Source organism: Ramlibacter sp. Leaf400, assembly GCF_001424545.1.
In the GTDB taxonomy this organism is placed as follows: Bacteria; Pseudomonadota; Gammaproteobacteria; order Burkholderiales; family Burkholderiaceae_C; genus Ramlibacter.
Map to the genome: position 1 here is coordinate 417592 of NZ_LMQL01000012.1, position 14642 is coordinate 432233.

The window sequence follows — 14642 nt, forward strand, 5'->3', positions numbered from 1 at the left end:
TCAGGTCGGGGAGAACAGGTCCACGCGGTCGGTGATGACCGCGTCGGTGCCCAGCTGCAGCAGCCGCTGCGCCGCCCACTCGTCGTTGACCGTGTAGCTCAGGCAGCGCATGCCGGCGGCCTTGACCTGCGCGACGGTCTGCGCGTCCCACAGCGCATGGTTGCAGACGATGGCCACGCAATCGAGCCGGCGGGCGATGTCGAACCAGCCCGACCACAGCGTGTCGAGCAGCAGCCCGCGCGGCAGGCCGGGCGCGGCCTGCAGGGCGCCTTGCAGCGACTCGGGGCGGAACGACGTGAGCAGGGGCGGCACCTCGGCGCCGGCCCACAGGCGGGCGGCCTCCTGCGCCACCACTTCGCCGGTGCGCTGCTCCAGGCCGGGCGTGGGCTTGATCTCGATGTTGAGGAAATAACCGCTGGCCAGGCAGAAGCGGGCCAGGTTCTCCAGCGTGGGCAGCGGCTCGCCGGCGTAGGCCCGCGAATGCCAGCCGCCGGCGTCGAGCCGGGAGAGTTCGCTCCAGGGCCTGTCGCCGCCGACGCCCTGGGCGTTGGTGGTGCGGTCCAGCGTCGCGTCGTGCATCAGGAAGACCACGCCGTCGGCCGACAGCTTGGCGTCGCACTCGAACATGCGATAGCCGTGCTGCGCACCCAGGCGGAAGGCCGCCAGCGTGTTCTCTGGCGCCAGCTTGCCGGCGCCGCGGTGGGCCACCCACCGCGGGTAGGGCCACGCCGCCTTGGCGTTCATGCCTGCAGGCGCTTGCCGCTGGCCGCGTCGAACCAGTGCACGCGGTCCTGGCGCGGCGCCACGCGGATGACGCTGTCGGGCGCCGGCGCCGGATGGCCTTCCTCGTTGCGCACGATGATCTGCTCGTCGCCGATGCGGCCGTAGATCAGGCGTTCGGCGCCGAGCAGCTCGATCGTCTCGACCCGCACGTCCCAGCCGGTGTTGCCGATGTCCAGGTGCTCCGGGCGGATGCCCAGGATGGCGCCGTCGCGCCCGCCCGGCGCCTTCTTCAGCAGGTTCATGGGCGGCGAGCCGATGAAGCTGGCGACGAAGGTGGAGGCGGGGCGGTGGTAGACCTCCTCCGGCGTGCCGAACTGCTCCATCACGCCGGCGTTCATCACCAGCATGCGCTGCGCCAGCGTCATGGCCTCGACCTGGTCGTGGGTGACGAAGAGCGACGTGATGCCCAGCTCGCGGTGCAGCTTCTGGATCTCCAGGCGGGTCTGTGCGCGCAGCTTGGCGTCCAGGTTGGACAGCGGCTCGTCGAACAGGAACACCTGCGGCTGGCGCACGATGGCGCGGCCCATGGCCACGCGCTGGCGCTGGCCGCCGGACAGCTGGCGCGGCTTGCGGTCCAGCAGGTGGCCCAGCTCCAGGATCTTGGCGGCCTTGTCCACGCGGGTGCGGATCTCCTCGACCGGCATCTTGCGGATCTTCAGGCCGTAGGCCATGTTGTCGAACACGCTCATGTGCGGGTAGAGCGCGTAGTTCTGGAACACCATGGCGATGTCGCGCTCGGCCGGCTCGAGCTTGTTGACCACCCGGCCGCCGATGGAGATCTCGCCGCCGCTGATCTCTTCCAGGCCGGCCACCATGCGCAGCAGCGTCGACTTGCCGCAGCCCGAAGGCCCGACGATGACGATGAACTCGCGGTCGGCGATGTCGGCGTTCACGCCGTGGATCACCTGGAGCTCCTGCTTGCCTTTGCCGTATTTCTTGACGACGTTGTTGAGCGTGATGGATGCCATGTCTTATTTCTCTGTGTCGACCAGGCCCTTGACGAACCATTTCTGCATCAGGATGACGACCACCGCCGGCGGCAGCATCGCCAGGATGGCCGTGGCCATGACCACGTTCCACTCGATGTAGACCTCGCCGAAGATCAGGCGCTTGATGCCCATCACGATCGGGTACATGCGCTCGTCGGTGGTCACGAGCAACGGCCACAGGTACTGGTTCCAGCCGTAGATGAACTGGATGACGAACAGCGCCGCCATCGAGGTCTTGGACAGCGGCAGCAGCACGTCCTTGAAGAAGCGCATCGGGCCGGCGCCGTCGATGCGGGCGGCCTCCACCAGTTCGTCGGGCACGGTGAGGAAGAACTGCCGGAACAGGAAGGTGGCGGTGGCCGAGGCGATCAGCGGCACCGTCAGGCCGGCCATGGAGTTGAGCATCCGCAGGTCGGAGATCACCTCGTAGGTCGGCCCGATGCGCACCTCCACCGGCAGCATCAGCGTCACGAACACCATCCAGAACACGAGGTTCTTGGCCGGGAAGCGGAAGTAGACGATGGCGAAGGCCGACAGGATGGAGATCGCGATCTTGCCGATGGCGATGATCAGCGCGCTGGCCAGGCTGATGCCCATCATCGGCAAGGCCGGGGCGACGGTGGCGCCGGCTTCCGTCTTGCCGCCCAGGAGGGCGAAGCGGTAGCTCTCGATGAAGTTGCTGCCGGGCAGCAGCGAGATCGGGTTGCTGGAGTTGATCTGCTGCGCGGTCTGCGTCGAGCCTATGAAGGTCACGTAGATCGGGAAGAAGACCACCAGCACCCCGAGGATCAGGATCAGGTGGGAGAAGAAGTCGAGGATGGGATTGCGCTGGACCATGTCAGTAATGCACCTTCTTCTCGACGAAGCGGAACTGGACGACCGTCAGCGCCACCACGATCACCATCAGCACCACGGACTGCGCCGCGGAACCGTTGATGTCCATCGCCTTGAAGCCGTCGTAGTAGACCTTGTAGACCAGGATCGAGGTGTCCTTGCCCGGGCCGCCGTTGGTGGCTGCGTCCACGATCGCGAAGGTCTCGAAGAAGGCGTAGACGACGTTGATCACCAGCAGGAAGAAGGTGGTGGGCGACAGCAGCGGGAAGACGATGCTCCAGAAGCGCCGCCACGGCGACGCGCCGTCGATGGTGGCCGCCTCGATCAGCGACTGCGGGATCGACTGCAGGCCGGCCAGGAAGAACAGGAAGTTGTAGGAGATGTGCTTCCAGATCGCCGCCATGACGATCAGCGCCATCGCGTGGTTGCCGTTGAGCACGTGGTTCCACTCGAAACCCATCTGGATCAGCGCATAGCGCACCGTGCCGTACGGCGAGGCGAACATCATCAGCCACAGCACGCCGGCCACGACCGGCGCGACGGCATAGGGCCAGATCAGCAGCGTCTTGTAGATGCCCGCGGCGCGGACCACCCGGTTGGCCATCACCGCCAGCAGCAGCGAGACCGCCAGGCCGCCCACGGCCACCAGCACCGAGAAGATGGCCGTGATGCGGAAGGAGTCGAGGTAGCCCGGGTCGTCGAACAGGCGCTGGAAGTTCTCCAGGCCCACGAACTCGGAGGTGGCGCCGAAGGCGTCCTCCTGCAGCACGCTCTGGTAGAGGGCCTGCCCGGCCGGCCAGAAGAAGAACACCAGGATGATGGCCATCTGCGGCGCGATCAGCACCCAGGGCAGCCACGACGACTTGAAAAGGACCCTCTTCTCCATGCTCGGTATTGTCCTCGAACTGTTGAGATGCCACTCGTCCCGCGGGCGGGGCCCCGATCCCCCGTCATTCCCGCGAAGCCGGGAATCCAGGGCTTGCCGGATGAAAGAGAAAGCCCCGCGGTGCGGGGCTTCGTGAAGTGCTGGGTCCCCGCCTGCGCGGGGACGCCGGCATCAGGACTTGTTGGCCTTCTGGAAGCGCTCCAACTGTTCGTTGCCGCGCTTGACCGCGTTGTCCAGCGCCTCCTTGGGCTGCTTGTTGCCCTGCCACACGCCTTCGAGTTCCTCGTCGATGATGGTGCGGATCTGGACGAAGTTGCCCAGGCGCACGCCACGCGACTTGTCGGTGGTCTTGCGGATCATCTGGTTCACCGAGACGTCGTAGCCCGGGTTCTGCTTGTAGAAGCCGGCCTTCTCGGTCACGTCGAAGGACGCCTTGGTCACCGGCAGGTAGCCGGTGCGCTGGTGGCTCGCGGCCGCGACTTCAGGCTTGGACAGGTAGTTCAGGAACTGGGCGATGCCCTTGTACTCCTCCGGCTTCTTGCCGGCCATCACCCACAGGCTGCCGCCGCCGATCACGGTGTTCTGCGGGGCGCCCGGCACGTCCGGGTAGTAGGGCAGGGTGCCGATGCCGTAGCCGAACTTGCTGTTGCGCTTGACGCTGCCGGCCAGGGCCGAGGAGCCGGTGATCATGGCGCACTCGCCCGACACGAAGGTGGCGTCGGCCTTGTTCTCGCGGCCCTTGTAGACGAACAGGCCGCTCTTGGCCATGTTGGCCAGGTTCTCGACGTGGCGCACGTGCAGCGGGCTGTTGAAGGCCAGTCGCGTGTCCAGGCCGCCGAAGCCGTTGTTCTTGGTCGAGTACAGCACGTTGTGCCAGGCCGAGAAGCTCTCCAGCTGCGTCCAGCTGATCCAGCTGGTGGTGAAGGGGCACTTGTGGCCCGATGCCTTCAGCTTGGCGGCGGCCAGCGCCACCTCGGGCCAGGTCTTGGGCGGGCTCTCGGGGTCCAGGCCGGCGGCCTTGAACGCGTCCTTGTTGTAGTGGAAGACCGGCGTCGAGCTGTTGAACGGGTAGCTGAGCATCTGCCCGTTGGGCGCCGTGTAGTAGCCCGCGACGGCCGGCACGTAGATGCTGGGATCGAACTTCAGTCCGGCCTTGGTCATCACCTCGGCCACCGGGACGACGGCGCCCTTGGCGGACATCATGGTGGCGGTGCCCACTTCGAACACCTGGATGAGGTGCGGCGCGTTGCCGGCGCGGTAGGCCGCGATGCCGGCGGTCATGGACTCGGCATAGCTGCCCTTGAAGGTCGGCGTGACCTTGTAGTCCTTCTGGCTGGCGTTGAATTCCTTGGCGAGGTCGTTGACCCATTCGCCCAGGGCGCCGCCCATCGAGTGCCACCACTGGATTTCGGTCTGCGCCGACGCGGGCAGGGCGAAGGCGGCGGCGAGGGCCACCGCGGCGAACTTCAGATTCATGAAAACTCCTGGATGAGATCGGTCACGAAAAGCGCGTGACTCTACAGTTCATTTGTGACAGGTCATTAAACAGAGCCGACCGCAGCGGTACAACGGGGTTTCCCATGAGGGCGCCTTCCCTTGCGGCCTTGCGGTCCGCGGGTCTTGTTGCACTGCGGTAACATCCCCTCTCAGCCGCCTCTCGCAATCGTTCGGCTGACATCCCGCCCCGCCTGCCTGGGGCACAACCGCAACGATGAACGCACCGACCAAGCTCGATCAGCTGCTGGCGTCAGCTTCCGACGAAGCGCCGCGACTTCGCGAGATCCCCTACAACTACACCTCGTTCTCCGACCGCGAGATCGTGATCCGCCTGCTCGGCCCGCGGGCCTGGGAAGTGCTGGCCCGCCTGCGCGCCGAGCGCCACACCGGCCGCTCCGCCCGCATGCTGTACGAGGTGCTGGGCGACATCTGGGTGGTGCAGCGAAACCCGTACCTGCAGGACGACCTGCTGGACAACCCCAAGCGGCGACGCCTGCTGGTCGAGGCCCTGCACCACCGGCTGGCCGAGATCGAGAAGCGCCGCACGCCGGCCACCGACGGCGACCGCGACGTGCTCGTGGGCGAACTGCTGGTGGCCGCGCGCCAGGCGGTCCAGGCCTTCGACGCTTCCTTCCGCGAGACGGCAGACCTGCGCCGCCAGGCGCTCAAGGTGCTGCGCCGGCACACGGCCCGCGACAACATCAAGTTCGACGGCCTCTCGCGCGTCTCGCACGTCACGGACGCGACCGACTGGCGCGTGGAGTACCCCTTCGTCGTGCTCGCGCCCGACACCGAGGCCGAGATGGCCGGCCTGGTCAAGGCCTGTATCGAGCTGGGCCTGACCATCATCCCGCGCGGCGGCGGCACCGGCTACACCGGCGGCGCGATCCCCCTGACCTGGAAGAGCGTGGTGATCAACACCGAGAAGCTCGAGGCCATGAGCGAGGTGGAGCGCGTCACGATCCCCGGCCATGACGAGCCGGTGGCCACCGTGTGGACCGAGGCCGGCGTGGTCACCCAGCGCGTGGCCGACGCCGCCGAGCGGGCCGGCTTCGTCTTCGCCGTCGACCCCACCTCGGCCGAGGCCTCCTGCATCGGCGGCAACATCGCCATGAACGCGGGTGGCAAGAAGGCCGTGCTGTGGGGCACGGCGCTGGACAACCTGGTGTCCTGGCGCATGGTGACGCCGCAGGCCGAGTGGCTCGAGGTCACGCGCCTGGACCACAACCTCGGGAAGATCCACGACGCGCCGGTCGCCAGCTTCGAGCTGGTCTACTTCGCGGCCGACGGCCGCACCGAGCTGCGCCGCGAGACGCTGGCGGTCCCGGGCCAGACCTTCCGCAAGGAGGGCCTGGGCAAGGATGTCACCGACAAGTTCCTCTCGGGCCTGCCGGGCATCCAGAAGGAAGGCTGCGACGGCCTGATCACCAGCGCGCGCTGGGTGGTGCACCGCATGCCGGCGCACACCCGCACCGTCTGCCTGGAGTTCTTCGGCAACGCCCGGGACGCGGTGCCCAGCATCGTCGAGATCAAGGATTTCATGTTCGCCGAGAAGGACCGCTCCGGCGTCCTGCTGGCCGGCCTGGAGCACCTGGACGACCGCTACCTGAAGGCGGTGGGCTACTCCACCAAGTCCAAGCGTGGCGGCCTGCCCAAGATGGTGCTGGTCGGTGACATCGTCGGCGACGAGCCCGATGCCGTGGCCCGCGCCACGTCCGAGGTGGTGCGCATCGCCAACTCGCGCAGCGGCGAAGGCTTCATCGCCATCAGCCCCGAGGCGCGCAAGAAGTTCTGGCTGGACCGCAAGCGCACCGCCGCCATCAGCAAGCACACCAACGCCTTCAAGATCAACGAGGACGTGGTCATCCCGCTGCCGCGGATGGCCGAATACACCGACGGCATCGAGCGCATCAACATCGAGCTGTCGCTGCGCAACAAGATCCGCCTGGCCGACGAGCTGGAAGCCTTCTTCCGCCGCGGCAACCTGCCCCTGGGCAAGCTGGACGACGCCAGCGAGATCCCGTCGGCCGAACTGCTGGAAGACCGCGTGGCGCAGGCGCTGGCGCTGGTGGAGGACGTGCGGGCCCAGTGGCAGGACTGGCTGGTCCGGGTCGAGCCGCTGTTTGCGCAACTGCAGGACCACAGCCTGCGCGCCAGCTGGAAGACGCAGATCCGCGCCCCGCTGCAGCAGGTTTTCTCCGGCCAGCCGTTCCGGGCCATCCTGGAGGAGGTGGACGCGATCCACAAGCGCGTGCTCAAGGGCCGCGTGTGGGTGGCGCTGCACATGCACGCCGGCGACGGCAACGTGCACACCAACATCCCGGTCAACAGCGACGACTACGAGATGCTGCAGGCCGCGCACGGCGCGGTGAAACGCATCATGGCGCTGGCCCGCTCGCTCAACGGCGTGATCTCCGGCGAGCACGGCATCGGCATCACCAAGCTGGAGTTCCTGACCGACGAGGAGCTCGGGCCCTTCGCCGACTACAAGGCCCGGGTCGACCCGGAAGGCCGCTTCAACCAGGGCAAGCTGCTGCGGCCCTCGACCCAGCAGGGGCCGATGTCGGTGTATGCCGACCTGACCAACGCCTACACGCCCAGCTTCGGCCTGATGGGGCACGAGTCGCTGATCATGCAGCAGTCGGACATCGGCGCCATCGCCGATTCCATCAAGGACTGCCTGCGCTGCGGCAAGTGCAAGCCGGTGTGCGCCACCCACGTGCCGCGCGCCAACCTGCTGTACAGCCCGCGCAACAAGATCCTGGCCACCTCGCTGCTGATCGAGGCCTTCCTGTACGAGGAGCAGACCCGCCGCGGCGTGTCGATCAAGCACTGGGAGGAGTTCGAGGACGTGTCGGACCACTGCACGGTCTGCCACAAGTGCGTCACCCCCTGCCCGGTGAAGATCGACTTCGGCGACGTGTCGATGAACATGCGCAACCTGCTGCGCAAGATGGGGCAGAAGAGCTTCCGCCCGGCCAACGCCGCGGCGATGTTCATGCTCAACGCCACCAACCCCGACACCATCAAGCTGGCCCGCGCGGCCCTGGTGGACGTGGGCTTCAAGGCGCAGCGCCTGGGCAACGACCTGCTGCGCGGCCTGGCCCGCAAGCAGGTGACGCAGCCGCCCTCGACCCACGACCGCGCGCCGGTCAAGGAGCAGGTGGTCCACTTCATCAACAAGAAGCTGCCCGGCGGCCTGCCCAAGCGCACGGCGCGCGCGCTGCTGGACATCGAGGACAAGGACTACGTCCCGATCATCCGCGACCCCAAGGCGACCACCACCGACAGCGAGGCGGTCTTCTACTTCCCGGGCTGCGGGTCGGAGCGCCTGTTCTCGCAGGTGGGGCTGGCGACGCAGGCGATGCTGTGGCACGCCGGCGTGCAGACCGTGCTGCCGCCCGGCTACCTGTGCTGCGGCTACCCGCAGCGCGGCTCGGGCCAGTTCGACAAGGCCGAGAAGATGATCACCGACAACCGGGTGCTGTTCCACCGCGTGGCCAACACGCTGAACTACCTGGACATCAAGACGGTGGTGGTCAGCTGCGGCACCTGCTACGACCAGCTGCAGGGCTACGAGTTCGACAAGATCTTCCCGGGCTGCCGGATCGTGGACATCCACGAGTACCTGCTGGAAAAGGGCATCACCCTGCCCGGCGGCGGCGCGTACCTGTACCACGACCCCTGCCACACGCCCATGAAGCTGCAGGAGCCGATGAAGACCGTCAAGGCGCTGGTCGGTGACAACGTGCTCAAGTCCGAACGCTGCTGCGGCGAGTCCGGCACCTTCGGCGTCAGCCGGCCCGACATCGCCACCCAGGTGCGCTTCCGCAAGGAGGAGCAGCTGCGCAAGGACGAGGCGACGCTGCGCGAGTCGGGCTCCGTGGGCACCAAGGACAACATCAAGATCCTCACCAGCTGCCCCAGCTGCCTGCAGGGCCTGAACCGCTACGGCCACGACCTGCAGAACGGCCTGCTGGAGGCCGACTACATCGTGGTGGAGATGGCCGGCAAGATCCTGGGCGAGAACTGGATGGCCGAATACGTGCACGCCGCCAACGCCGGCGGCATCGAGCGCGTCCTGGTCTGAGCCCGCCTCGGCGGCCCCATCGCGCCGCCACCGCGGCGTGAATTCCGCACGCTCATCTGACCTGCGGCCTTTCCGGCTGCGGGTTTTCAGCCCAACAGCGTGTATAACCTCTGGTTACATTTGACGGGGACCGGGTTCCCGGAGGTTTCTCGATGCTGGGGCAGAAGATCGATCGCAGGTGGGCCGGCCTGGCCGTGGGCCTGCTGCTGGCGCTGGGCGGCACGAAGGTGCTGGCGCAGGCGGCCGGGGAGGTGGAGTTCGCACGCGGCGTGGGCTTCGCCCAGTCGCCGGGCGAGGCGCCGCGCACGCTCGGCAAGGGGCTGCCGCTGCGCGAAGGCGACCGGCTGACCACGGCCGACGGCGCGTCGGCCATCGTCAAGCTGCAGGACGGCACCCGCATGACCGTGCGGCCCAACTCCGAGATCGTGATCTCGCAGTACCGGTTCCGCGAGGACGCGCCCGACAACAACATGCTGCTGCAGATGGTGCGCGGCGGCTTTCGCGCCGTCACCGGGCTGATCTCCAAGGGCTCGCCCCACGCGGCCAAGGTGCAGACCAGCACCGCCACCATCGGCATCCGCGGCACCGACTTCGACGCCCGCCTGTGCACCCGCGACTGCGGCGCCGAGTCGGCCCGCGTGTCCGAGTCGGCGCGGCCCAACGCGGTGCTGGCCAGCGCCAAGGTGGTCCAGTCGCAGGGCGAGGTGTTCGCGGTCGATGCGAGCAGCCAGCGCCGGCGCCTGGTCGACGGCGGCAGCCTCTACCCGGGCGACGTGATCGAGACCGCGCCCGGCGCCCGCGCCGTGGTGGCTTTCCGCGACGAGAGCCGCGTGACGCTGGGAGCGGCCACGCGCTTTCGCATCGACAACTTCGTCTACGACGAGCAGAACGCCGGCGAGGGCCGCTTCCTGGCCTCGCTGCTGCGCGGTTCCGTGCGCGCCCTGACCGGGCTGATCGCCAAGGCCAACAACCGCAACGTCGGCTTCTCCACGGCGACCGCCACCATCGGCATCCGCGGCACCGGCTTCGATGCGTCCTGCCCGGGCGATTGCGCCGACGGCAACCTGACCCTGTTCACCTGGCTGGGCTCGATCGCGGTCACGCCGCAGGGCCAGACGGCGCTGCAGGTGCTGCAGGCCGGCCAGGGCCTGTTCATCTCGCCCACCGGCGCCATCCAGCCGGTGACTGCGCCGCCCGCGATGGACGGCCCGCGCCCCGACTCGGTGAACGTGCCGCCCAAGCTGTTCGCCAGGGAGAACGTGTCCGACGCGCAGGAGGGCCTGTTCGTCTTCGTGCGCGACGGCCACATCGAGGTGGCCACCGCCGGCGAGGTGCTGCACCTGGGCAAGGGCGAGGCCGGCTTCGCGGGCCAGGAGGGCGGCACCGCCCGGCCCCTGAACATCCCGAAGTTCATCGACTTCGACACCGTGCCTCTGCCCACCAGCCGCAACCCGCTGCTGCAGAGCGTGCTCCAGGACAACAACATCAAGGCCAGGAACACCTGCACCTGAGCGGGCCGCAAGGCCGGCTCGGGGGCGGGGACAATCCACGGCACAACAGCTAGAGGGGCGAGAGGATATGAACAAGGGCAATCGCGCGCCCGCCGTCGGGCGGTGCGCTGCCGCCGCGGGCCTGGTGGCCGCGGCACTGGCCGCATCGGGCCCGGCGGCCGCCCAGGCGCAGCCGCCCGCCGCGCCGGCCCCGCTGGCGCCGGCCCCGGAGCCGGTGTTCAACCTCCGCGGCTTCCAGGTCACCGGCGACAACCCGCTGGACGCGGCCGAGACCGCCCGCGTGCTGGCGCCCTTCATCCGCCCCGACGCCACCCTGTCCAGCCTGCAGAAGGCCACCGCGGCCCTGGAGACGGCGCTGCGCGAGAAGGGCTACGGCCTGCACCGCGTCGCGCTGCCGCCGCAGGAAGTGGGCAGCACCGTGCGGCTGGAGGTCGTGCGCTTCACCGTCAGCAAGGTGGCGATCGACGGCGCGAAGATCTACGGCGAGGGCAACGTCCGCCGCACCGTGCCCGAGCTGCGGGAAGGACAGACGCCCAACTTCAAGCGCCTGGCGGTGCAGACCGCCATCGCCAACGAAAACCCGAACAAGCAGGTCCAGGTCGGCCTGCGCGAGGCCGACGAGCCGGACCGCATCGACGCCACCATCACGGTGAAGGAAAGCCGGCCCTGGAGCTTCGCGGCCAACGCCTCCAACACCGGGTCGGAGTCCACCGGGCGCGATCGCTTCACGGTCGCCGGCAGCCACAGCAACCTGTTCGACCTGGACCACCAGTTCACCGGGGCCTACACCACCTCGATCGAGCGCATGTCCGACGTGCGCCAGCTCGGCCTGGCGTACAAGGTGCCGCTGTACGCGATGGGCGGCGTGGTGGGCGCCAGCTACACCCGCTCCGACGTGGTCGGCAGCTTCGGCGCCTTCACCAGCACCGGCGCGGGCCACACCGCCGGACTGACCTACACGCACTACCTCGCGCCCCAGGGCGGCCGCCGCAGCTACCTGAGCCTGGGCCTGGAGGACAAGGTCTTCAACGCCACCCGCATCAACGACATCGTGGTGCCCGGCGCGCTGGACCGCCGCAGCCGCCCGGTGGTGGTGGGCTACACCGCGCGCACCGAGACCAACACCGCGGCCTGGGGCTACGACATCGGGCTGGCCTTCAACACCGGCAGCGGGCGCGCCAACGACCTGGCGTCCTACCAAAGCGAGGACCCGCGCGTGGCCACCACGCGCTGGAAGGCGCTGCGTGGCAGCTTCAACTGGGGCGCGCCGTTCGCGCAGGGCTGGCTGGTGTCGGCCCGGGCGCAGTACCAGTACAGCCCCGACGTGCTGATCTCCGGCGAGCAGTTCGGCCTGGGCGGCTACGGTTCGGTGCGCGGCACCCGCATCGAGCGGCCGCTGTCGGCCGACAAGGGCGCGGCCGGCACGCTGGAGCTGTCCACGCCGGAGCTGGTGCCGGGCCTGCGCCTGTTCGGCTTCGCCGACGCCGGCCAGCTCTGGAACAACGATCCCAATGGCCTGAACAAGCCCTCGCGCGACCACCTGGCCAGCCTGGGCGCCGGCCTGCGGTACAGCCAGGGCGTGGTCGCCGCATCGATCGAATATGGCCGCCTGGTCACCGGCAGCCGGGTGCCGGCCGCGCTGAGCTCGGTGTCGCCCCAGCGTGGCGACGACCGGCTCTACGTGAACCTCGGCCTGCGTTTCTGACTCACACCGCCATGGCCGCAACCCAACCCTCCGGCGCCACGCCGCAATCCCTCACCCTCCATGGACGCTCGCGCGTGCTGGAGATCGGTTTCTCCGACGGCCAGCTGTTCCGCATCCCCTTCGAGCTGATGCGCGTCTATTCGCCTTCGGCCGAGGTCCAGGGCCACGGTCCCGGCCAGGAGGTGCTGCAGACCGGCAAGCGCGAGGTGGACATCGTCTCGCTCGACCCGGTGGGCAACTACGCCGTGCAGCCGCGCTTCTCGGATGGCCACGACAGCGGCATCTTCTCCTGGGACTACCTGTACTTCCTGGGCTCGCAGCAGGGCCAGCTGTGGGCCGACTACGAGCGCCGCCTGTCCGAGGCCGGCGTGGACCGCGACGCGCCCATGGCGGCCGCGGGCGGCCACGTGCACGGCCACGGTTGCAAACACTGACACACGGCCCGGGGATGGGCCCCGCCGCCGAGGATTGCCCCTACCATCGAGGCATGAGCAGCACCCACTTCGGCTACCAGACCGTCGACGAGCGCGAGAAGGCCCGCCGGGTGCGCGGCGTGTTCGATTCGGTGGCCCCGCGCTACGACCTGATGAACGACCTGATGTCGTTCGGGCTGCACCGCGCATGGAAGGCCTACACCGTCATGGTGGCCAACGTGCGGCCGGGCCAGCAGGTGCTGGACATCGCCGGCGGCACCGGCGACCTGGCGCGTGCGTTCGCGCGCAAGGTGGGGCCCACCGGCGGCGTGGTCCACACCGACATCAACGAGGCCATGCTGCGCAACGGCCGCGACCGGCTGCTGGACGAAGGCGTGGTCCTGCCCACCCTGGTGTGCGATGCCGAAAAGCTGCCGTTCGATGGCGGCCGCTTCGACCTGGTGAGCGTCGCCTTCGGCCTGCGCAACATGACGCACAAGGACGCCGCGCTGGCGGAGATGCATCGCGTGCTCAAGCCGGGCGGCAAGCTGCTGGTGCTGGAGTTCTCGCGCGTGGCGCAGCCGCTGACGCGCGCGTACGACTGGTACTCGTTCAAGGTGCTGCCGCGCCTGGGCCAGGCGGTGGCGGGCGACGGCTCCAGCTATCGCTACCTGGCCGAGTCGATCCGCATGCACCCCGGCCAGGAAGAGCTCAAGACCCTCATGAAGAAAGCCGGTTTCGGGCATGTGGACTATCACAATCTGACGGGTGGCGTCGTCGCGCTGCATGTTGGAATCAAGTGCTGACGCCCCCATATGAGGCCAACGACCTGATCAGGAAGGACAGATCATGAAGCTGTGGACCGCACTCCTTGCCGGCATGCTGGTACTGGCCAGCGTCCCCGACGCCGACGCCGCGCGTCGCCTGGGTGGCGGCGGCTCCATCGGCCGCCAGTCGGGCAACGTCACGCAACGCGACGCCGCGCGCCCCGCGCAGCAGCCGCCTGCCAACAACACGGCCACCCAGCAGCAGCCCGGCCAGCAGCCGGCGCAGGCCGCGCAGGCCCGCCCGGGCACGCCCGCGGCGGCACCGGCGGCCGCGCCTTCGCGCTGGGGCGGCATGCTGGGCGGCCTGGCCGCCGGCCTGGGCCTGGCCTGGCTGGCCCATACGCTGGGCTTCGGCGCCGAACTCGCCCAGTTCATGCTGTTCGCGCTGATCGCGCTCGCCGTCATGGTCGTCATCGGCCTGGTGATGCGCAGCCGCCGCGGCTCGCTGGCCTCGGGCCGTCCCATGGCGTACCAGGGCGCTTCGGCCGCCGACCTGGCCACCGCGCCGCGCCAGTACAGCCCGGACAAGGTGGGCAACGACGCCTCGGCACGCCCCTGGGAGCGCGGCGGCATGGCCTTCGATTCCGCGAAGCAGGCGGGGGGCGGCGTGCAGATCGGCTCGGCCTTGGCGGGTTCGCAGAACTGGGGCATCCCCCCCGGCTTCGACGTGCACAACTTCGTCGAGGCCGCCAAGCGCAACTTCCAGACCCTGCAGGACGCCTGGGACCGCTCGGACATCGCCACGCTGCGGTCGATGATGACCGACGAGATGCTGTCGGAGATCCGCACCCAGCTGGCCGAGCGCGAGAAGGCGCTGAACGGCCAGCCCAACAGGACCGACGTGGTGATGCTGGAAGCCCAGCTGCTGGGCATCGAGGACCTGGGCGACGCCTACATGGCCAGCGTGGAGTTCTCCGGGATGATCCGCGAGGAGCCGTCCGCCGGCCCCAGCCCCTTCCGCGAGGTCTGGAACATGACCAAGCCCAAGAGCGGCGACAGCGGCTGGCTGGTGGCGGGCGTGCAGGCGCTGCAGTGACACCGGCAGAGGCCGGATGACCAGAGGGCTCCTTCGGGAGCCCTTTTCATTCGTGCAGCCCGGCCGCTGTG

At 68.8% G+C, this 14642-nt stretch carries 11 protein-coding genes; 6 read left to right on the forward strand and 5 right to left on the reverse strand.

The features are described 5' to 3' along the window. From ugpQ to ugpB, 5 genes are all read right to left on the reverse strand, one after another. Positions 1 to 744 (reverse strand): glycerophosphodiester phosphodiesterase, encoded by a 744-nt coding sequence (gene ugpQ, locus ASG30_RS17765; RefSeq protein ID WP_055899757.1) that lies wholly within the window; start codon positions 742 to 744, stop codon positions 1 to 3. After that, complete coding sequence (locus ASG30_RS17770) at positions 741 to 1751, reverse strand: sn-glycerol-3-phosphate import ATP-binding protein UgpC (protein ID WP_055899760.1); 1011 nt, start codon at positions 1749 to 1751, stop codon at positions 741 to 743. The genes ugpQ and ASG30_RS17770 overlap by 4 nt, the downstream gene beginning before the upstream one ends. 3 nt (positions 1752 to 1754) lie before the next feature. Continuing rightward, on the reverse strand, positions 1755 to 2609 hold the full coding sequence (gene ugpE, locus ASG30_RS17775) for a sn-glycerol-3-phosphate ABC transporter permease UgpE (protein WP_055899763.1): 855 nt from the start codon (positions 2607 to 2609) through the stop codon (positions 1755 to 1757). A gap of 1 nt (position 2610) precedes the next feature. Beyond that, positions 2611 to 3492, reverse strand: a complete 882-nt coding sequence (gene ugpA, locus ASG30_RS17780) for a sn-glycerol-3-phosphate ABC transporter permease UgpA (protein ID WP_055899766.1) — start codon at positions 3490 to 3492, stop codon at positions 2611 to 2613. Positions 3493 to 3663: 171 nt separating this feature from the next. Then, the gene (gene ugpB / locus ASG30_RS17785; RefSeq protein ID WP_055899769.1) at positions 3664 to 4968 is read right to left on the reverse strand and encodes a sn-glycerol-3-phosphate ABC transporter substrate-binding protein UgpB; all 1305 of its coding nucleotides are present in this window, start codon (positions 4966 to 4968) and stop codon (positions 3664 to 3666) included. Between the two features lie 235 nt (positions 4969 to 5203). Here ugpB and ASG30_RS17790 point away from each other — a divergent pair, with 235 nt between their 5' ends. The 6 genes from ASG30_RS17790 to ASG30_RS17815 all read left to right on the forward strand — a co-directional run bounded on the left by ASG30_RS17790 (position 5204) and on the right by ASG30_RS17815 (position 14571). Next, positions 5204 to 9079, forward strand: a complete 3876-nt coding sequence (locus tag ASG30_RS17790; protein ID WP_055899772.1) for a DUF3683 domain-containing protein — start codon at positions 5204 to 5206, stop codon at positions 9077 to 9079. Positions 9080 to 9231: 152 nt separating this feature from the next. Next, positions 9232 to 10590: a FecR family protein gene (locus tag ASG30_RS17795; RefSeq protein WP_055899775.1), complete on the forward strand. Its 1359-nt coding sequence runs from the start codon at positions 9232 to 9234 to the stop codon at positions 10588 to 10590. A gap of 67 nt (positions 10591 to 10657) precedes the next feature. Further along, on the forward strand, positions 10658 to 12295 hold the full coding sequence (locus ASG30_RS17800; protein WP_055899778.1) for a ShlB/FhaC/HecB family hemolysin secretion/activation protein: 1638 nt from the start codon (positions 10658 to 10660) through the stop codon (positions 12293 to 12295). Positions 12296 to 12306: 11 nt separating this feature from the next. Next, the gene (locus tag ASG30_RS17805) at positions 12307 to 12729 is read left to right on the forward strand and encodes a gamma-butyrobetaine hydroxylase-like domain-containing protein (protein WP_055899781.1); all 423 of its coding nucleotides are present in this window, start codon (positions 12307 to 12309) and stop codon (positions 12727 to 12729) included. A 53-nt stretch (positions 12730 to 12782) separates the two neighbouring features. Further along, a complete protein-coding gene (ubiE, locus tag ASG30_RS17810) occupies positions 12783 to 13514 on the forward strand; it encodes a bifunctional demethylmenaquinone methyltransferase/2-methoxy-6-polyprenyl-1,4-benzoquinol methylase UbiE (RefSeq protein ID WP_055899784.1) in 732 nt (243 codons plus the stop codon). A gap of 40 nt (positions 13515 to 13554) precedes the next feature. Then, positions 13555 to 14571, forward strand: coding sequence for a Tim44 domain-containing protein (locus tag ASG30_RS17815; RefSeq protein WP_055899787.1), 1017 nt, complete (start codon positions 13555 to 13557; stop codon positions 14569 to 14571). Positions 14572 to 14642 lie beyond the last annotated feature (71 nt).